This is a genomic window from Vibrio clamense (assembly GCF_050337905.1).
GTDB classification, from domain to species: domain Bacteria; phylum Pseudomonadota; class Gammaproteobacteria; order Enterobacterales; family Vibrionaceae; genus Vibrio; species Vibrio cortegadensis.
This window is the reverse complement of sequence record NZ_JAKJTJ010000018.1, coordinates 48,983-69,728: the sequence shown is the minus strand read 5'-3', so window position 1 is coordinate 69,728 and position 20,746 is coordinate 48,983. Positions and strand designations below refer to the sequence as shown.

15 protein-coding genes are annotated in these 20,746 nt (G+C 40.0%); 9 read left to right on the top strand and 6 right to left on the bottom strand.

The window, feature by feature from the left end; all coding sequences use genetic code 11:
• Positions 1 to 51 precede the first annotated feature (51 nt).
• Positions 52 to 1,779 (top strand): bifunctional metallophosphatase/5'-nucleotidase, encoded by a 1,728-nt coding sequence (locus tag L4C39_RS01005; protein WP_429744301.1) that lies wholly within the window; start codon positions 52 to 54, stop codon positions 1,777 to 1,779.
• A gap of 765 nt (positions 1,780 to 2,544) precedes the next feature.
• A complete protein-coding gene (locus L4C39_RS01000; protein ID WP_429743914.1) occupies positions 2,545 to 4,851 on the top strand; it encodes a putative bifunctional diguanylate cyclase/phosphodiesterase in 2,307 nt (768 codons plus the stop codon).
• A 99-nt stretch (positions 4,852 to 4,950) separates the two neighbouring features.
• On the opposite strand, the gene L4C39_RS00995 is transcribed toward L4C39_RS01000, so the two are convergent.
• Positions 4,951 to 5,721, bottom strand: coding sequence for a siderophore-interacting protein (locus L4C39_RS00995; protein WP_429743912.1), 771 nt, complete (start codon positions 5,719 to 5,721; stop codon positions 4,951 to 4,953).
• 526 nt (positions 5,722 to 6,247) lie between these two features.
• Here L4C39_RS00995 and L4C39_RS00990 point away from each other — a divergent pair.
• The 3 genes from L4C39_RS00990 (at position 6,248) to L4C39_RS00980 (ending at position 10,829) form a co-directional block, all read left to right on the top strand.
• Positions 6,248 to 6,553 (top strand): hypothetical protein, encoded by a 306-nt coding sequence (locus tag L4C39_RS00990; protein WP_429743910.1) that lies wholly within the window; start codon positions 6,248 to 6,250, stop codon positions 6,551 to 6,553.
• A 164-nt stretch (positions 6,554 to 6,717) separates the two neighbouring features.
• Complete coding sequence (locus L4C39_RS00985; RefSeq protein ID WP_017051214.1) at positions 6,718 to 7,788, top strand: efflux RND transporter periplasmic adaptor subunit; 1,071 nt, start codon at positions 6,718 to 6,720, stop codon at positions 7,786 to 7,788.
• Positions 7,785 to 10,829 carry an efflux RND transporter permease subunit gene (locus tag L4C39_RS00980; RefSeq protein ID WP_429743907.1) on the top strand — a complete coding sequence of 1,015 codons (3,045 nt, stop codon included), beginning with the start codon at positions 7,785 to 7,787 and terminating at the stop codon, positions 10,827 to 10,829. Before L4C39_RS00985 ends, L4C39_RS00980 begins: the two co-directional genes overlap by 4 nt.
• Before the next feature lie 92 nt (positions 10,830 to 10,921).
• Here L4C39_RS00980 and L4C39_RS00975 read toward each other — a convergent pair whose 3' ends face one another.
• The 5 genes from L4C39_RS00975 to L4C39_RS00955 all read right to left on the bottom strand — a co-directional run bounded on the left by L4C39_RS00975 (position 10,922) and on the right by L4C39_RS00955 (position 16,422).
• On the bottom strand, positions 10,922 to 11,149 hold the full coding sequence (locus L4C39_RS00975) for a hypothetical protein (protein WP_429743905.1): 228 nt from the start codon (positions 11,147 to 11,149) through the stop codon (positions 10,922 to 10,924).
• Between the two features lie 149 nt (positions 11,150 to 11,298).
• Complete coding sequence (locus L4C39_RS00970) at positions 11,299 to 12,045, bottom strand: helix-turn-helix domain-containing protein (RefSeq protein ID WP_429743903.1); 747 nt, start codon at positions 12,043 to 12,045, stop codon at positions 11,299 to 11,301.
• A gap of 195 nt (positions 12,046 to 12,240) precedes the next feature.
• Positions 12,241 to 13,764: a peptide MFS transporter gene (locus tag L4C39_RS00965; protein WP_371712139.1), complete on the bottom strand. Its 1,524-nt coding sequence runs from the start codon at positions 13,762 to 13,764 to the stop codon at positions 12,241 to 12,243.
• Positions 13,765 to 14,336: 572 nt separating this feature from the next.
• Complete coding sequence (locus tag L4C39_RS00960) at positions 14,337 to 15,005, bottom strand: YiaD family glycine zipper/OmpA-like lipoprotein (RefSeq protein WP_017051218.1); 669 nt, start codon at positions 15,003 to 15,005, stop codon at positions 14,337 to 14,339.
• A gap of 838 nt (positions 15,006 to 15,843) precedes the next feature.
• Positions 15,844 to 16,422, bottom strand: coding sequence for a hypothetical protein (locus tag L4C39_RS00955; protein ID WP_429743901.1), 579 nt, complete (start codon positions 16,420 to 16,422; stop codon positions 15,844 to 15,846).
• 173 nt (positions 16,423 to 16,595) lie between these two features.
• On the opposite strand from L4C39_RS00955, the gene L4C39_RS00950 reads away from it, so the two are divergent.
• The 4 genes from L4C39_RS00950 to secF all read left to right on the top strand — a co-directional run bounded on the left by L4C39_RS00950 (position 16,596) and on the right by secF (position 20,722).
• Positions 16,596 to 17,261 carry a hypothetical protein gene (locus L4C39_RS00950; RefSeq protein ID WP_429743899.1) on the top strand — a complete coding sequence of 222 codons (666 nt, stop codon included), beginning with the start codon at positions 16,596 to 16,598 and terminating at the stop codon, positions 17,259 to 17,261.
• Between the two features lie 162 nt (positions 17,262 to 17,423).
• The gene (locus L4C39_RS00945) at positions 17,424 to 17,903 is read left to right on the top strand and encodes a hypothetical protein (protein ID WP_429743897.1); all 480 of its coding nucleotides are present in this window, start codon (positions 17,424 to 17,426) and stop codon (positions 17,901 to 17,903) included.
• A gap of 81 nt (positions 17,904 to 17,984) precedes the next feature.
• A complete protein-coding gene (gene secD / locus L4C39_RS00940) occupies positions 17,985 to 19,820 on the top strand; it encodes a protein translocase subunit SecD (protein ID WP_429743895.1) in 1,836 nt (611 codons plus the stop codon).
• Entirely contained in the window at positions 19,820 to 20,722 is a 903-nt protein-coding gene (secF, locus tag L4C39_RS00935) for a protein translocase subunit SecF (protein WP_429743893.1), read from the top strand. The genes secD and secF overlap by 1 nt, the downstream gene beginning before the upstream one ends.
• The last annotated feature ends 24 nt before the right edge of the window (positions 20,723 to 20,746 follow it).

Below are 20,746 nucleotides of genomic sequence, written 5' to 3'. Positions count from 1 at the left end.
GTCATGATTCAGCCCTTAGTATTGGGTGGAATAATTGAGAAAGAACAGATGATGATAAAAGAGAACAAACCAGTAAAAATAACGCTGGCGCATATCAATGACACCCATTCTTATTTTGAACCTACGTCATTACAGTTAACCCTTCCTATTGCTGGTAGTGTATTAGAGCCGTATGTGAGTGCTGGTGGTTTTGCTCGAATCTCCACAAGAGCTCAGCAACTCAAAAGTGAAGCTCATAGGCAGAAAAAAGGTTTCCTCTTTTTGCATGCAGGTGACTGTTTTCAAGGAACGTTGTATTTCTCCCTATTTAAAGGGGAAGCAAACGCTGATTTATTGAATGGACTTCAGATTGATGCCATGACGTTAGGCAATCATGAATTGGATATGGGCAATGAACCTGTTGCTCAATTCGCCCAGCGTATTGATTTTCCCTTGCTTGCAGGGAACTGGGATCTATCCAATGAAAACCAAGATAAAGCCTTTACATTAGCCCAAAATCAACGAGTTTGTTCGTATATTCCTGCTACGCAATCTGCCCAATACATCACTAAAACCTTTGATGATGAAGACGTCGCTATTTTTGGATTGTCTTTAGATAAAATGGCCGACATTGCGAATCCGGATTCTGATACCCCCTTTGCTAATGCGATTCTAACCGCGCGAAATACCGTAGAGCAGATCCACTCTCAAGGTATCAATAAAATTATTTTACTGAGCCATTTAGGCTATGAGGCCGATCTTGAACTTGCTTCTCAGGTTCAAGGCATTAGCATTATTGTTGGTGGACATAGCCATAGATTGCAAGGAGACTTCTCTGGGATCGGTCTCGCAAAAGATGATGAATATGGCGTTAAAGTTGATAATACTTACATCGTTCAGGCAGGCTTTCATGCGCTAAGTTTAGGGCATTGTGAGATTGATTTTGATGCGAATGGTCATGTGACTCGTTTTGTCGGCCAGAATGATATTTTATTAGGAAGGCGGCTATTTCTAGATCCAAGTCTCAATGAAATGGGAACTGATGAAGCTCATGTTGCTGCTTGTGACTATTTAGGGAATCACCCTAATGTTGTGGTATGTAAAAAAGACGAGCAGTTACAGAGTATTCTGCGTGATAAGTACATCCCAAAAGTACGACAACTTCAGCAGCAGATCATCAGCTACACCCCAAGGAAATTGCGACATGTACGAATTCCCGATGAGCAGGGGGCAAGTGAGCTGGCCCCGTTAGTTGCTGAATCTTTTGTTCATGCCATGAATAAGAGGGGAATGAATGCTGAATTTGCGATACATAATGCAGGGGGGGTCAGAAACTCCCTCAATGCAGGTGATGTATCGATTGCCGACATTGCCGGAAAATTGCTGCCTTTTGCCGTACCAATTGGTGTTTATGATGTATCCGGGAAGACCATTGAACTGATGTTAGAAGGGGCGATTAATAATGCCACGAACAACGGAGTAGAAGGAACCGGGTCAGGCAGTTACCCTTATACTCACAACCTTGCATTTAATTACTGTGCGGATAAGAGGGTAGGTCAGCGTATTGAAAGCCTGAAAATATACAGCGCTAAATATGGCTGGCAACCCGTTGATTCCAACAAGTTATATCGAGGAACGTCTTCCGCTTATACCATGAAAGGGAAAGAAGGTTATGAGGCGGTTCTGGACATGAAAGAAGAAGGTATGATTACCAACCTATCAATGGCAGACTGTTTTCAACAAATGCTGACGGATTACCCAGATAAACTCAATGAAAAAGGGATCTCTTGCCAGAAGTAGTTCAAATCAATTGCAATCGGCAGGGGTGAATCTCCTCAATAGGCGATATTTACGACATTTCTTATGGCACAAACCTTGCTTTATCTATATCAGTTTTATTTGCGTTTTGTATGTGTGGATCGCAGAAGAGGCAAGGGGACAATATGTGGTATAAAGATTGGTTAGATACTGCCGTCATTATCGGATGGGTATCGATTTGGTCAGCATTAGTTTACTTCATTCCGTTAGCCGGAGTCTAAGTTAGATTAATCGCATAATAAGGGGGCATTGAGCTCTAGTGCCGAGCAGTTTAGATATTAATCGGTAGAGAAATTTAACGCTCCCATCAATGTGTAAAAATCCGATAGACTCTGTTTATCGGATTTTTTATGCCCATTTCCCAAGTTCTCAACATTTACCTAATATAAACTCAATCAAGTAGTGACTCTGAATGACTTGTCGTAAATAAACGGATTGAAGCGTTTACCAACTCACAAATATTGCCGCCCCAAGAAAGTGAAAGCTAACCTCGAAACCTTGTGTATGGTGACAAGTAAGAATAGCTCTCTACAATGATAAAACTATTGAGAATATTGGCTTGGTTTTATGTTTCTGGATTTTATATTGCAGGGTGATTATCGACTCATAAGTTAGCTTAATAATAAGCATTGAAATAATAAAGTGAGTTACCGCACGTTATGTGTCAAGGTGTGTTTGTTTTGTACTCACGACTGGTACGATAAGCAAAATGTTAGGTGCTAATCTGAAGGTCTTTGGTGTATTGGTATGGGAAAATTTGCGCAGCTTAGAAAAAATATCTGGATGATTTTTTCAATCATCTTTATATCATCCTTAATGCTGCTTTTTTATACGTCATACACCAGTTGGGAATCCAGTCAGCAGACAGTACTTAATAAACAAAAGAATCATGTTGATTTGTTCGGCAACTCTGTTCGAGCGTTTCTTGAATCCCAAGAGTCGTTGCTCGATGTCTTAGGTGTTCAGCTTATTGCACGACATAAAATTCCAGAACAGCCATTACATGATGCTGCACTTGATCATACGATGAATACCAACCCAGCTTTTATTGGGTTAGGGCTTATTGCCTATGATGGAACACCACTTGTCGCAAGCTCAAATTTTGATCTTGATAAAGTCCCAAACCTAATGCTCAATGAAGGAAGTAGAAAAACATTCGTTCAAGCCCGTGATAGTAAAAAAATAACGACGGGGCAAAATTATGAGATAAATGGTCTGGACTCAATAACGTTAGCGATGCCGATTCGTAAAGCGATTTATATCCCGAAAGATGCATCCCATGCTATTGCAGTGATGACTGCGGGTATTCGACTCGATAATACACCAATATTTAATGGTCATGATGATTTAGCGCCTTATCATAAGATTGAAATTGTTCGAAGTGATCGATTTCTACAATTTAGTTCCCAAAGTGAAGTTGTCGATTATAGTGAGCCGGTAAGTGACTCTTATTTCCAAAGTCTGAACGAGAATGTTAACAGTGATGACTACTTTTCCGTTTATGAATACGAGGCTGAGGGGACTGGTAGTAAGTTACAAATCGTTGCTCACTATGATCCTTTTCTTGAAGTATGGTTTGTATCTAAAGTCGATAAAAAATATTTGTTGCAAAGCTACTTTGACCACTTAGCGCTCAATGCAGGTGTTTTCCTCCTTTATAATTTCTTTATCTTTTTTCTTATTCGAACTATCGCCAGTTCCGAAAAGCGAAAAGAGAAAGAGCTGTTGCGTCTGGCTAATCATGATGCCTTGACGGGGTTGCCAAATCGAATGGAGTTGTTTGGTCAAATTCGTCAAACTTTAAATAGCCTAGAATACGAATATAACCATCATGCACTGCTGTTTTTGGATATTGATGATTTCAAGAGCATTAATGATGCTCATGGGCACGAATATGGTGATCTCCTGCTCATTGAAACGGCATCTAGAATTAATCAGAGTATTAGGCCTTGTGATGTGCTGACTCGTTTTGGTGGGGATGAATTTGTCATTTTACTGTCTGGGTTAGGGGTTGATACAGAGAAATCTAATCTTACGGTTGAAAATACCGTTGATCACCTGCTTGAAATATTGTCGAAACCATATGCGCTTAAAGAGTACATCTACAACAGTAGTGTCAGTGTTGGCATTGTCCTATTTGATGATGACTCGAGTTCAGAGTCTGAACTCATCAAACATGCTGATATTGCGATGTATAGGGCTAAAAACTCAGGAAAAAATACTTACTCTGTTTTCGATCCTCAAATGCAAATTGATGTGGCGTCTGAATTTTTGCTGGAAGCTCAATTAAGAAAGGCGGTACGCGACAACCAGCTTGAATTATTCTACCAGCCCCAAGTTGACCACGATGACAACATCATCGGAGCAGAAGGGTTGTTACGTTGGATTCATCCAGAAAATGGAATGGTAGGGCCAAATGAATTTATCCCGCTTGCTGAAAAGACCGGGCTTATTATTCCTATTGGGAAAATGGTTTTAAAAATGGCCTGCGAGGAGCTAAGCCGTTGGCAAAAAGAGGCTTCAAAAGATCATTTAACATTGTCTGTTAATGTGAGTTACAAGCAGTTCAAAGAGCTTGATTTTGTTGCTCACATCCAACAATTAATCAGCGATTACCATATTCAAAGTGGGCGCTTAAAGCTTGAGTTAACGGAAAGCATGCTAGCGGATGATATTGAAAGTACCATTGTGCATATGAATGAGTTACGAGAGAGTGGTGTGAAGTTCTCTTTGGATGATTTCGGGACGGGGTATTCATCGCTTAAATACCTTAAAAAATTGCCACTCAGTCAGCTAAAAATCGATAAATCATTTATCAATGAGCTAGTGTCAGATGCTAATGATCAGTGCATTGTAAAGACAATCATATCGATGTCCAAAGAACTTGGATTTAATATTATAGCTGAAGGTGTAGAGACATCAGAACAGAAGCGATACTTAGAGCAAGCGGGTTGTGCTTTTTACCAAGGGTATTTGTTCAGTAAGCCGCTGCCAAAATCACAGTTTAATGTGTATTTTAGGCAGCCTGAAGGTGTGCTAGAAGAAATGATATAACACGTTCTCACATGGTACATATTTCGTAATAATCAGCATCATGGTTATTTTGGCTCAAGCTAGCCGCTTTTAGGTAGGTGATGCTATAAATTACCGTCATTAACCCGCTTCATTAGCATCTTGCTGTTTAATTACTTTGTGTCCATCTTCGGTGACACCTTTCTTCCAATAACTACTGATGTAAATGTTCTCTTTTGCTACTTTCTTTTCATTGCGGAAGTAATCACGTAGCTCTCGCATAGTATCAAACTCACAAGCAACCCAAACAGAGGCTGTTCCAGTTAACCATGGTAGTGATTTGATCTTGGGCGTGAGAGTTTCATTATCAACTAGCCAGATAACCTCTATGCCGGTTGGCGTATCAAGTGTTTGTATATCTGCGGTTTCAATGACTTTTATGACGGCATACCCTTTAGCGTCATCAGGAAGAGTACGAAGTTTCGTTGATAATGCAGGCAATGCTGTCATGTCGGCAACCGTGAAGAACCAGTCTGCATTTATGTTTAAACTGCTAATACTTCCCGGGCCTGCAATATTGATGGTATCACCAGTTTTTGCATGCATTGCCCATCGAGCAGCGAAACCACAGCGACAATCATCAGTGGTATGGCGTACAAAATCGACATCAATAGTACGTTGCAGCGGAGAAAAGTGCTTAATGGTGTAAGTACGCATCACAGGTCGTTCATTTTCATCAACCTTTGTTAAATCGGTGCTTCCAGTTTGAGTAAATAGGAGTTTGATATAACTTCCCTCGCAGTTATTCGGGAAATGCGCAAGTGCTTCACCTTGTAGCGTAATTCTTTGCATGTTCGGTGATATTGGGACTGATTTAAGTACAGTGAGCAAACTTGGTGTTGGTTTTTTCATAGGATCCTTTTGGATATTAATTATCATTTAGATCTAGATTATCATTGCATCTTGCTAAATAGTATCGTCTTTATATTAATTTACACTTTCAATACTGTAGGAACTCTCGTCGTACGTGCGAGGGTTTGCAATATTTACTTGTAGTGGGTCGACTGCATTTTGAACATCGATCAGTGTCACCTAATGTTTCTCTTTTCCGTTTACACTCAATTAAGGACACGAAAACCAGCAGAATTATCATTAAAGGTTTGGTGCTGTTATTTTAGATTGAACTTGAGTATTTACTTTAGTTTTGTCAACCTTTATGTAATATTTGCGTGGGTTAATTGTTATTAAAATGCGTCATTTATTGTTGTTAGTCGCAAAGAAAGACTTGAATTGCAGGTAACTTCATATTGTCGGTTAAAAGTTGTAATTATATTTGACTATGATGTCGGCAGGTGTTTATTATTTACCCTTAAATAAAGGATGTTGCCTTTTAAAGTCTTTTTTTAATCTTCTGATCTAGATAAATGATGAGTATAAAATGAAGAAAATAGTTGTAGCACTTGCGCTTCTTGCCGTGTCGATGAATGCCAATGCAGGTAAACCTGAGAAAGCTGGTAAAACGTTTGCGCAAATCACGGCGTGCCACTTGGCTGGTAAAATTAACAAATCAGAGAAAGCTGAAGCTGATTTTGCTGTTATTGGTAAATATAAATTAGCAACTCGTGGTGAGTGGTGGAAAAAACAGATGAAGAAAGCTCAGATGAAGGAGTTTAAGCGTCTTGATGACACCAACAAACTAGAGCTAGGCATTATGTGTGGCATCATTGAAGATAAGTATCTTTAATATTTAACGTTTTATTTAAGGGAGATTTTATATCTCCCTTTTGATGTTTTGTATCTCGGCTTTTGGTTTTTATCGCTTACAAGCAACAACTATTGCCAATTTCACCTTTTATAGACTTGTGTAAGTGTAAATTGCATAGCCACCAATACTGATTTGAGGCTTATATGAAAAAGAATAACGGATTGATTTTTAGTACGCCATTACTCATGATAGCGATATCCTTAGGTGGTTGTGGTGATGTTGAAGAAGTGGTTAAGGTTGAAGAGTCCACCGTGAGGCCAGTCAAAACGTTCACTATTCAACGCACTACAGAGTCCAAAAAGTGGGAATTCCCTTCTACTATTAAAGCAAATAAATCGACAAACCTATCATTCAAAAATGGCGGTACACTGACAGTCTTAAATGCAAAAAAAGGACAAATTGTTGCTGAAGGTAATCTATTAGCCAAAATTGATGACCGAGATTTTAAAATACAACTCGCTTCATCTGAGGCTACTTATAATCAGGCCCTTAAAGCTTTCGAAAGAGCCAAAACACTTATCAATAAGAAAGTAATCTCTAAGAGTCAGTTTGATGAACTGGAATCGGTGATGATTTCAGCAAAAGCAAAATTGAATAGTGATCAAAAAGCGTTAGACGATACCAATATATTCGCTCCTTTTTCAGGTGTTATCTCTGATGTGTTTTTCGAACAATTTGACAGCGTGAGTGGTTCATCGAAAGTAATTACTTTAATAGATACGACTCGATTAAAAGTAAGCTTTGATCTACCAGCCGATACGCTGAGAACGCTAGATAAAAAGCCAGATACGAAGGCTTTCGTTGTTCTTCAGAGTCAAACCGACAAAAAAATTGATGCCAAGTTTGAAGAGATTTCTCTAGAAACGAATCAAAACTCCCAGTCTTACGAAACCACGATGTCATTTGTGCCACCCCAAGAATTTGTAGTGTTACCTGGTATGCCTGCAACAGTATTAATGGAATCAATGGGGGATGCTGATTCAAACATTTTTCAAATACCGGCAAGCGCTATCTTATCTTCTGGCGATGAAAGATACGTTTGGACAGTAAACAATGAATCGAATAGAGCCAACAAAGTTGTCGTAAATGTCAAAGATGGAATTGGCGAGTTCCTTGGCGTTTCAAGCGGCTTACAGCTAGGTGACCGAGTTATCATCAGTGGTGCATCATATGTGTCTGAAGGCATGGAAGTATCAGAATGGGAGGCCAAATGAATATAGCTGAGTTTTCCATTCGAAATAAAGTACTCTGCGCCATTGTTATTATTTTAGCTTTGATAAGTGGCTATAGTTCTTACGAGAGTATGGCAAGGCTTGAAGATCCTGAGTTTACCATTCGAAAAGCACAAGTCATCACATATTATCCTGGGGCAACGCCTTTAGAAGTGGCTCAAGAATTAAGTGAGCCGATTGAAAGTGCCATTCAGCAGATGACGGAAGTTAAATCAGTTAAATCTGTATCGTCAGCTGGAAAGTCAGAAATATTAGTTGAAATTAAATATAAATTTTCCAAAAATAAGTCGGAGCTTCAAGCGGTTTGGGGGAAATTGCGAAATAAGGTTTCCGATGTTTCTGGAACGCTGCCTACGGGATCATCTGCCCCAATTGTAGCGGATGATTTTGGTGATCTCTTCGGGATGTATTTTTTCATATATGGTGATGAATACACTTTACCTGAATTAAGGACTTACGCTAAAACACTGCGTAATGATTTGATGTCAATCAACGGTGTTGCAAGGGTTGACATTAGCGGGGAAGCGAATGAAGCCATATATGTTAAGTTTTCAAGGGAGCGGATGCTTAACCTTGGTGTGTCCATTCAATCAATATATCAGAGCTTAGAAACGCAGAACTTAGTAGTGAATGCTGGGGAAATTGATGTTGCACAGCGAAGAATCGCAATCTCACCATCTGGTTCGATTAACTCTGTAGACTCGATATCAGATATTTTAGTTAAGACTTCGGATTTAGGTAACTTGGTCTATCTCGGTGATGTCGCTGAAGTCACACGAGAGCTTGTAAAGCCGGAAGAAAGGCTCTATTACTTCAACGGACATCGTGCTTTGGCTTTAGGCCTATCAGCAACGAGTGGTGAAAATATTGTTGAAGTTGGTAAAGCAGTTAACAAAAAAATATCAGATACACTTAACGTTAGGCCTCTTGGTATTGATGTCAGTAATTATTACCACCAAGGTGAATCGGTAGAAGCGTCAATAAATAATTTTGCACTCAATGTTGTGATGGCATTGGCAATTGTTATTGTAACTTTGTTCATTTTTATGGGAATAAGATCAGCGCTTATTATCGGTTCGATCTTATTGCTGACGATTGCGGCAACGCTAGCGGTAATGAACCTTGCTGGCATTCCAATGCATAGGATTTCTCTTGGGGCTCTAATTATTGCTCTCGGTATGATGGTTGATAACGCGATCGTTGTTGCTGAAGGAATGCTGATAGGAATCAAAAAAGGCTTAAACCGTTTAGAGGTTGCAAAATCTATTGTCGCGCAAACTCAATGGCCGCTACTTGCTGGTACTTTAGTTGGCTGCGTTGCTTTTGCACCTATAGGCTTTGCGCCAGGTGACATTGCTGAATTTACTGGTCACTTATTCTGGGTGATTTTAATTTCACTCCTGTTCAGCTGGTTGTTTGCAATCACAATAACACCGCTGCTTTGTTACTCGATCTTCAAGACTGATGACAGTTTCGCTATTCAAAAAGAAGGGCGACTGACGCTTAGTTATAAAAAGCTCATGCGCACGATGCTTAATCATCGCTGGAAGGTCTCGGCTGTTGTTGTCGCGATGTTTATGTCGGCTTTATACGGTTTTGGCTTCGTGAAAGATGGCTTCTTTGCTGCTTCAACGACACCACAATTTGTTGTTGATTTTTGGCTGCCAGAAAGTACATCAATCAACCAAACTGATAAAGAAATCAAGAAAGTTGCTAAATATGTAGAATCACTACCAGGCGTTAATACTATTCAGACCTCCGTAGGTGCGGGTGGATTGCGTTATATGCTGGTTTATTCTCCACAATCACCAAATTCGTCTTATGCACAATTGTTGGTTAAAGTGGATGATTACCAAACTATTCGAGATAAAATCACGAAAGTTCAGCGACATATTGATACTGAATTTCCAGATGCTCAAGCTAAAGTATGGCAATTCCAGCTAGGTCCAGGTGGTGGTTCAAAAATCCAAGCTGAGTTTTTTGGTCCTGATCCCAAGGTTCTTCGTCGTCTTGCAAATGAAGCAAAAGCTATCATGCACCGCGATAGTGATGCGATTTCGATAAAGGATGATTGGCGTGATCAAGTGAGTGTACTTGAGCCTATTTTGTCTAAAGTTAAAGCAAAACGTGCTGGTGTCACGATTCAAGATGTAGCTCTTGCTATAAAAACAGCATATTCAGGGCGACAAATTGGTTCCTACCGCGATGGTGAAGATATTATTCCTATTATATCAACGTCACCAGATTCCGAATTTGAGAACCCAGATGATATTTATAATATCCAGGTTATCAGTTCAACGACAGGGAATATTGTACCTCTGAGACAAGTTGTTGATGGGTTCAAAACAATTTGGCGTGATGGACGGATGAAACGTGATAATCGTATATGGCGAATTAAAGCGGAAGCGGATCCAAAACCAGGTGTATTGGCATCAGTTCTACTCAATCGATTATCGGATAAAATCGAGGCGATTGAATTGCCGACTGGTTACACTCTTGAATGGGGTGGGGAGTATAGAGACTCAAAAGAATCAAATGAAAACATAGGCTCAACCTTACCTTATGGGTTTGCGGCGATGGTGATTATCGTTTTCGTATTATTTGGTTCGGTTCGTCAACCACTTGTGATATGGATGGTGGTTCCACTTGCTATCATTGGAGTCGTTATTGGTTTACTTTCTGCAGGGATGCCTCTCGAATTTATGGGTATTCTTGGGTTGCTTTCACTTTCAGGTTTGTTGATTAAGAATGCTATTGTACTGGTTGATCAAATAGATCTTGAAATCAATGATGGAAAACCTCGATTCACCGCGATTGTAGACGCGGCAACAAGTCGTGTACGACCTGTAACGATGGGGGCACTAACAACCGTGCTTGGTCTTGTTCCACTTTATTTTGATGCATTCTTTAAGTCGATGTCTGTTGTCTTAGGTTTTGGTTTGACCTTTGCCACGATCCTGACTCTCATTATTGTTCCTGTACTTTATGCCATTATGTTTAGAGTCAAAGCAACAGAAGTGTAATTAAAAGCTAGCATATTAATGTTTATTTAAACTCTGACGCTATAAGCCTTCTGTTTTCAGAAGGCTTATTTTGTATGGTGGGTGCGGTAGCATTATTTTGTAATGATGATCTTGGGTGCAACGACAATGGGTTGCATTAAGCGTAAAGCAATCGGAGTCAATGCCTTTGTTACTTTCGCAACGTTGTACAGTGTAGGTGCGAGATTGATATGTTTCGTAGGGGGTGCAACTAATAACCTTGAACTGTAACGGGTACTCGTGCAGCCCATCGTTGACGTAATCAAAATAAGTGTTAGAGATAGATATATGGTTAATTTCATTGTTTGTCCCTTTTTAACATGCAATTACGTATATGAGACTTAATTCTTAATGCTCATCTTGCTTGTTAATATCTTGGCATTTATTACGATGATAGATAAAGCTTAACAATTGAAGTTTATAATGCATCCACTTGAAGTAACATATGACGTTACTTGTTGGTGTTAGAACTGACAGTATCAAACATATCGAAATGCCAACGTCTTAATGCTATGACGATAGAGGTACCGTTTCGATCATTAATATCTAGATTCGAGTCTTCATCACACGCTTCGTGAAAGTCATCGACGAGTTTTTGAACCTGTCCCTGAAATTTTTGGTTCGTATGTGGAGACATTAGTCCTGTCGCCATTACTAGTTTTTCATCCTGGCGACTAAAGTAGCTATTAAAAAATTCAGGTAAGACTTCCTTCAGAAAGAAGGACTGAATGGGCCCTCCACTAATCCAGTCAAACTTAGGAGAAAGCAATAGGCGTATACGGTTGTCGGGCATTAACTCAATGATACGCATTCGATCTAATTCGGCGAGTTTTTGAATCAGTACATTTTTATTGATGTTATAGCGACTAATGATTTCCTCATATTTAAATCCGTTTAGTACGCTAACTGACACTAAGAGTAAAACTTTATCCGACACGATCATCTGCTCTTGCTCAAATGATAATGTTTGAAGACCTTGGTCGGTTCGGGAGGCTAAACGGAAAAGCTCCGTTAGATCAATTCGGATGAGTTGGCAGATTTTTTCCAGTCGAGTCAAACTTATATTGCTTCCATCAGCGAGTAGACGTTTGACTGAGCCTTCACTCAATTCAAGTTGGGTTGCGATATCTCGATATTGAATTTCGTGCAGTTTTAGTTGCTTCTTTAATTCTTTGATGACAATTTTTGTTCCTGACATACAAGTTCTCAGTGTTTCTTGTCTAAGGGATCTACCAAATAATCTAACAGTTTACTCATCCTAAGTAATAGATCTTAAAGCAGTTATTTTCCTTGAAAATACCAAAAGCGCCAAATGGAATGAATTTAGCGCTTTGTTTATCATCCTTCGTCATGCCAATATTCAGTTATTAACTAAAATTGGCCAGTTGAGATGTTAGCTATTGTCTAATTGAGGTTCTAGCGTTTGTTTCTGTTCTTGCTCTTCTTTTTCAAGAGCTTCACCACGTTCAATTAGATTCTGAATGACACGCGATAGACCGAAAGTCAGCACTGCCATGAACGCTGCAATTTGCGCTAGCATGTAGAAGTATCCTGTGTAAACAGATTCAACCACTTCGTGTGTGAAAACAATATCTTTAGGAAGTGCGATCTTGGTTGCAATAACCGCCGCTAAAATACCACTTAGTGAGATAGCGACAGCGCGTAATCCAATTGAGAAGGCTGCTAAATATCGAGGAACCATCTCAAAGATGAAGCCAGCACCAAGGGCACCAACAATTAGCTCTGCAGCAGATTGAAAGAAGTGCACAGAGAGGATCCAGTTTGCGGATATTTTCCCGTCGGGCCCCATTGAATCTGCTGATAGTCCTAACAATGAAAATGCGATCGCACTTAGCACGAATGCACCAGCGATTTTAGTTGGGATTGTTGGAGAATAGCCTTTACGATCTAACCATGCATAAAGTTGAATCATTGGACCACCAAGAACAAAGCACCATAAAGGGTTGAATGCCATGTTGGATTCAGGGTGAATTGGAATAAAGCCGAGTAATGTATCCCCCATCAAGTTGATCGCGTACATATTCATTGAGGTGAACATTTGACCATAGAAGAAGTAGAACACGATCAAGATACAAACGGTAATCAATACAGCAACCATTTTGAATTGGTAGGCTTTCGTCGCCCGTGTTATCTCATAGATAAAGTAACCAATAGCACCGAAACCGAGTGTGTATAAAATGTATTTACCAGTATCTAGATTGGAGAAGATCCAGAAAACTAAGCCCAGTACCGCAATCGAACCACCGACGAACATCGCCCAAGTCATCAACGGAAGAGGTGTTTTATCTATTGGGTTACCGACGCTGCTGAGTTCTTTACGGAATTTAAAGAACATCAATAGGTTGCCGACCATCAATAGGGCAGAAATAAAGAAAACGCCTTGGTAGGCTAGGTAAGCTATTAAGAAAGGAAAGAGGTATTTTGCAGAGAAAGAACCGAGATTGTTGATTGAATAGTTTACCGTAAGACCCTGTTGGAATGCATCGCGATTGGTTTCTGAATATGAGTTGCCAAACAATACTGTAGGACAGGTAGCCGATAGGCCACGAGCATAGCCAATGAGAGCAATAGCTAGGATGCTTAGAGGAATATTAAGGCTGCTTGCGCCAATGCCTAGTAATATAAACCCTGCTAAATAAGCCGTATATCCAATATAGACTGCGCGGAATGCCCCTATAAATTTGTCAGCGACAAACCCACCGACGGCTGAAAAGACAGGTCCTACCGCGCCAAACGCTCCCATCATCATTATGGTATCAGCTTCACTGTAGTTTAAGTCATTTAGGAAAAACTTAGTTAAGAGAACAAATGTTCCATAGAAAGCGGCTCCCCACAAGAACTGCCGCAGAATTAGAATTTTGGATATAGTAGGAAACCTAGAATTATGGTCTTGCATGTTTTGCTCCAGACATTTGGATATAATTATTTGTGCCTATCAATTGGCACTGTTCGCCTTCATTTTTAATAGTGCTTTATGCTAAATTTGTAAATAAATTTAGATTCTTCTTTAACATAAATGTCACGATTGCAGTTTAACTAGCTATTAAGTATGAATTTCATAGTGTTTATAGCACGCATGAATGTATGAAAATGGTACGAGTGCATCAAATTTTAATGTGTTTAATTGCGTATTTGATTTTGTGAGGTGAAGCATGCATTTTAGGAAGTTATCAAGTTTAAAATTGATGCTTGATTAGTAAAATTTAAGGTAGGGTTTAGTTGAAATATGTCATCTAGATATGGCGTTAAGGATAATCGCGAGGCTTAATAGTGGATAGCGCATAAAAGCGAATTAAAAAATCTGAAGTTTGTAGTTGAATGTAGAGAGTATCAAAATTGAAGATAGACAGGGGCGATTTGAAGAGTGTAGTGAGCAATAAATATTGTTGATCATTCTCAATTAGAAAGGAATTTTTGGGTAAAAAGAGATGTTGGTAGGCCGCCTAAGATAGACAGCCTAAATTTGAATTACTTGAGGGATAAGATATTGATTTCAACGCGGCGGTTGCAAGCTTTACCCTGTGATGTTGAGTTTGTACAAATAGGGAAGCGCTCACCAAGACCTTTACTAGCAACTCGACCTGACGCAACATTTTGACGGACTAGGTAGTTCGCAACAGATTGAGCACGTTGCTCAGAAAGTTTTTGGTTAGTTGCATCGCTGCCGGAGCTATCAGTATGGCCAATAATGTCTAGGCGTGTATCAGGGTATTCCACTAAGATTAGAGCAATGCCATTGAGTGTCGAGTAAATGCTTGAAGATAAAGAGTAAGATCCCGAACTAAAGCCAATACCATTTTCCATTACAAGTTGAAGCTCGTTTTCACCAATACGTCTCACTTGCACACCAGAATTCGCTAATTTAAGACGTAAAGCTTCTTCTTGTTGATCCATATAGTAGCCAGTACCAGCCCCGATTAGTCCACCAGCCGCAGCACCACGTAATGCGTATTTTTTACGTTCCTTTGCATCGTCTCCTGTCGCTAAACCAACCGCAACGCCAGCTAGAACACCTGCAATCGCACCTTTGGTCGCAGAGTTTGTTTCCATTTCGCCTGTAGTGGCATTTTGCCTTTGAGTTGCTTGGCAACCTGTCATTAATGCTGCCAGAGTGATAATAGAGATGATTTTTTTCATGGGATTTATTTCTTTGATTGAGAGATAGTATAAATATAAGCGATTAAGGCCGATATATGAATTTTTCAGTAGCGATAAGGCCGAAATTAACCGTAAATTGACGAAGTGTTGTGGCGCAAGGATTAAGTGCTAACAATAAACATCTAAATCAAAACTCAATGGGCTACTTACTGATGAAGAAACAGGTATTAGGTGAATTGTCTAGTGCCATACTTGGAGAGTTTGGTTGTGGTAGAAGGTCGTGTTGGAAAGAAAGTAGCTGATTAACGCAAAAAGAGAATGTATTGCTACATTCTCTTTCTATTTATTCAAGCTTTAATGGCACTTCAACTGAGATATCTGACAATTACCTGTTGTTGAATCAATTCTAAATGAAAGGGCATGGGAGTGATAGTCAATGCCATCGTTCCAGATCATTTCACCAAAAATTTTACATAACGTTAAATCACTGACAAATCCATGTTTCTCTATATGCTCTATAACTGAAATTAATTTAGTTCTTATTTCAACTGGACAATCGTTGTCCATTCGGTGATTCAAAGCCATAATTTTATGCATATTTACTAGCCACTTTATGTTTTTTTATGAAGCAATATGAACAGTTATATTAAACAAAAAATGGGCGATTGTAAATGTTTTTGTGAGATGGCTCTCGTTTTCGTCTGAGTTTATGTTGATAAAACCATCAAGTGTGATGAATTTATATTCAATACATATTAAGACGCTTCTTGTATGCCTTACAGGACGGGGCTCTCAGCTAGGTAGGTAAATTAAAACTCATAAATTGTGTTAATCCGGTATGTTGAGGTGTCCAGAATGTAGAGGTATTGGATGAACATTATTTTTTGGAATTAAATTCAAGATCTGACATAAAGTGCGCATCTTGTAACACCTTAGCCTCATAGATGTAACGTTGCTCAAGAGTTTCAATTTTTAGCATTAAAGCGATAATGTCAGATTTTAACTCCTGTGCTGACTTAACGTACTTAAGGCTAGCAGTGTGATTTGCGATTAAATTATCTTCTATGCAATGAGAACTCAAACGTTGCCATGTTAAAGTCATGCCGTTAATTGAATCAATCTTCTCGCTTAAAAGTGTTGAAGCTTGAGACAGTTGAGTCGCTAAGTTAAGTGCGCTTTGAATTTGACCTTCCAGTATTTTGTGAAGATGAACTTTTGCTGGGTGCCAAAATGTCGTGAGCTCTTGAAGGGTAAACTCTTTGGACATGAAGACTTGGGATTTGTGTCTAAAGAGAAGTTCATTGAATTGGACCGCACTTAAGTTATACCACTCTTCCAGCGCTTCATGTTGCTTTTGAGCTTTATCCCAAGTCACAACGGTGCAGTGTTGTGCATTCGAGTAAAAACTGAACGAAAATAGCGCAAGATACAGGCCGAATCTGATGCATTTCTTCATAAAAACCAATGTGCTGAGAAGTTATATATAGTATAGGTTTATAAATGATGGAGTGCCTAAGAGATAAATTAGATCTATATATCAGCTGCCTTTAAAAGCTCTCACAGGTTATGTCAACTTGTTGTACACTCAAAACTATATATATTGGGCAACTGCTTTAGAGATATATCCATATGAAAAAAGTAATAATTATGATCGTCATTTTAGCCATCCTCGGCGGGGCCGGTGCTGGGTATTATTTCTTTTTCATGCAAGAAGACGACTCTGATGCCGCAAATCAATCTCAAGAAACCGCACCAATACAGCAGACACCCTCAGAAGGCTTGGTCATTGATGTAACCCCCAAACCTGAAAATACTGAATTTTATGTGGCATCGGCCAAACTCAATATTATGGATCGTCCATCTAATGACGGTATTATTATTGGAGCCTTGTACAAAACGGATTTCGTTGAGGTACTTGAGAAAAAGGACGGCTGGGCGCGAATCTCAGAAAACTTCGTTTATGGGGATGGAGAGTTGGAGCAAGCTGACTGGATCGATATGTCATTTTTAGCCATTGAAAAACCAACTATTTCTAAAAAAGAACGTATTGAAACTATAGATGCGTATATTGCTGAGTCAGATGACTTAATGGACTACCGAGCTGAATTTCGAGCTGCGACAGAGAAGCTTCTGAACGAAGGCCAATGTGAACCGAAAGACTTTGAACAGCTTAAGGGTTGGATCCGCTCCATCAATTATAAAGATGAACCTGTGTATTTCGTCTATTGTGATGGTCTGGAGCTAGAGAACAAAATTTATTTAGACGTATCAACGACAAAATTGTTTTATAAGTGATTGTAATATAATGACATTTGTCAGGTGCCCATTGACTCTGGTGGCTTTTAGAACTTTTTAGTTGTTCATTCCTATAACTGGGCCTATTATTCAGACTTTCGCAGTGGGTTCGTTTCACCACTTACTGTCACTTTACTACTATATATGTTGGCTATGTTTCGAGTGCTGGTAAGATCTATTCTTGTATTTATGTGTGCGGTGGTTTTCCCCTCGCAGGCGTTTGTACAAGTAGAAATCAGCCCTAATAATGAGTATACCCAACCTCAAACCAATCACGCGGCATTCGAGAGCGAGTTTCAGGCTGAGTTAAATCGAGTGTTGAGTTCACCGAACTCCTTACATATTGGTGACACTCCACCAATTTCAATCGATCTTCATCGTCGTCCCATCCATGCGAACGTTAATCAGATTCGTTGGACATATACACCTAGAGATCAAGAGACCATTGATGACCTAGGTTTTGACTCGTATAACCGCGATGATCTGCCACAATACCAATTTACCTTATCGTCCCTAAAATCTATGCCAGCTTTCGCTTGGTATTCGAAAATTATCCTTTCAAATTATCGTATTTCTGGCTGGAAAGAGAGCAACGCATTTTATGTTGCCCTGAATAGCCAATATTCCTCTTCATCTATTTAACGATTCACTTAACTCCATACCTATTCGATAGGTAGTCTCTATTGTTTTTTGACTTGGTTCATTCCAAGGGCATTCTTATAGATGAAAGAAATGAAAAATATAAAAAATATAAAACGCATGAACCACTATTCTATGTGGAAATATCTGGTTCTTATTGTTGCAGTGGTTCTATTGGCTCTTAGCGCCATCCCAACTTGGTACGGTGAGCAACCATCGATACAGATTCAAAGCGAGGCTCTACAGTCTTCATTATCCTCAATCACAAAACTGGATCGATTCTTAAAAGATGCAGGGGTATCAGCGCAGGAAATTACACAAAATAAAGAGCAAATGACTTTGGTTTTTCGAGACGAAGATACCCAGAGTCGAGCACGTAAAATATTAGATTCAGTCGTTACACAAGCGGATGGTATTACCTATTCGTATGTCTCTGTTGCGCCTAAGTGGCTTGGGGAGTTAGGCTTCAATCCGATAAAACTTGGGCTTGATCTTAGAGGAGGAGTGCAGTTTTTACTTAACGTAGATGTAGACCAAGCTTTTTCAGAGCAACGAGATGCCATTCAAGATGAAGTGAGAGAGATGCTGCGTGCTGAACATTTACGCGGAGTAAAAGTGGTAAGCCGAGGTGTTGATGGATTTCTCGTAAGTGCGAAGTCAGCTGATCATCTTAATCGTATTCGTGAATACTTAAATAAAAGCTATCCAAATTGGGTTGTTAAGCGTTCATCTGGTCAATTGTTAATTCAACCATCACAACAAAATAAGACTGAGTTTCAAACCATCACGCTGCAACAGAACTTAAAAATCATGCGTGGAAGGATCGAAGAGTTAGGCATTACTGAAGCTTTAGTCCAGCGACAAGGTGAGCACTCGATTCGGATTGAATTACCTGGCGTACAAGATCCATCACAAGCAAAAAATGTGATAGGTGCGACTGCAAGTCTCGCATTTCATCAAGCTAAATCCCCTTCAGAAGCAAAAACAAGCCGTGACATCACTTTGGCTGATAACGATGGCGCGTCGGTAACCTTGGTAAAGAAAGCGATTTTGACCGGTGAACATATCGTCAATGCAAGAGCGAGTTTTGACAAGATGGGTCGGGCAGAGGTGGATATTTCACTGGATCACGCCGGTGGCAAAATCATGAGTGACTTCTCTGGAAAGCACATTGGAAAACCAATGGCTACGGTCTATCGGGAGTACACTCTAGATGCGCAAGGTAACTCACAACGAAGTGAGAAAGTGATTAGCGTTGCGACTATTCAATCACAGCTTGGTAGTCAATTCAGAATCACAGGGGCAGGAACCATTGACGAAGCTCAACAACTTGCGCTTTTACTTCGTGCGGGTTCGTTGACTGCTCCAGTAACCATTGTGGAAGAGAGAACGATCGGCGCATCACTTGGCGCTGAAAATATTCACAATGGTTTTGCAGCGCTAGCTCTAGGGATGGGTTTGACCCTTGCGTTCATGGCGCTTTGGTACCGCAGGTTAGGATGGATTGCGAATGTCGCTTTAGTGGCGAATATGGTCTGTTTACTCGGCATGGTCGCTTTGTTACCTGGTGCAGTTTTAACATTACCTGGTATTGCTGGATTGGTTTTAACTGTCGGTATGGCTGTTGATACCAACGTTCTTATTTTTGAAAGGATAAGAGATAAACTGGTAGAAGGACGAAATTTCGCACAAGCCATCGATCAAGGATTTAGTTCTGCGATAAGCACTATTTTGGATGCAAACATTACCACAATGATCACGGCTGTCATTCTGTACTCAATGGGAAATGGGCCAATTCAAGGCTTTGCTTTAACGCTTGGGTTGGGGCTTATTACGAGTATGTTTACAGGTGTGTTCGCTTCACGAGCAATGATCAATCTAATTTGGGGCCGTGATAGCCGCCGCGATGTAAGGGTATAATGATGAATCAGATAAAAAGTAATATTCGCAAAATTCGCTATTTCACTAGCTATGTATCGATTGCGTTAATGGCGGTTTCATTACTCGCTCTAGGGGCTAGAGGGCTGAATATGGGACTCGATTTTACGGGTGGAATGGTGACCGAGATACAAGTAGATGCCAGTGTCGATAGCCACCAACTGCTCTCCTCATTGACTCCTGAATTGGGTGAAGAGACAAGAGTAACACCATCTGGAGAAGTGGGGCGCTGGGTAATTCGTTACGCTATACCTGAACTAGGCGTTGATGTTCCAAATATTGAACCTCTATTGGCTCCAATATCTAACCATGTTGAAGTGGTTAGCAATAGCATGGTTGGTTCTCAAGTGGGCCAAGATTTAGTTGATCAAGGCGGGCTTGCATTGTTGATCTCCCTTTTATGCATTTTGGGTTATTTATGTTTCCGTTTTGAATGGAGACTCGCAAGCGGTTCATTATTGGCACTATTGCATGATGTGGTACTGGTTTTAGGCTTCTTTGCACTGACTCAAATGGAATTTAACTTAACCGTATTTGCAGCCATACTCGCCATACTCGGTTACTCCTTAAATGATTCAATTATCATAGCCGATAGGGTGCGAGAGCTTCTTGTTGCAAAACAGTCGTTATCAACAAAAGAGATTAACGATCAAGCTGTTGTTGCAACGTTTTCTCGCACTATGGTGACATCAGGAACAACGTTAATTACCGTTGGTGCATTATGGCTTATGGGAGGGAGCGCGTTAGAAGGTTTTTCTACCGCAATGTTTATCGGTATTCTGACCGGAACATGGTCTTCAATCTCGATAGGGACAGTGCTGCCTGAGTGGTTAAAGTTGGAGCCTAAACATTATTTGCCCGTGGAAGTCGATTCTGCACCTTAGGCTAATCGATGGTTTACCCTAGAT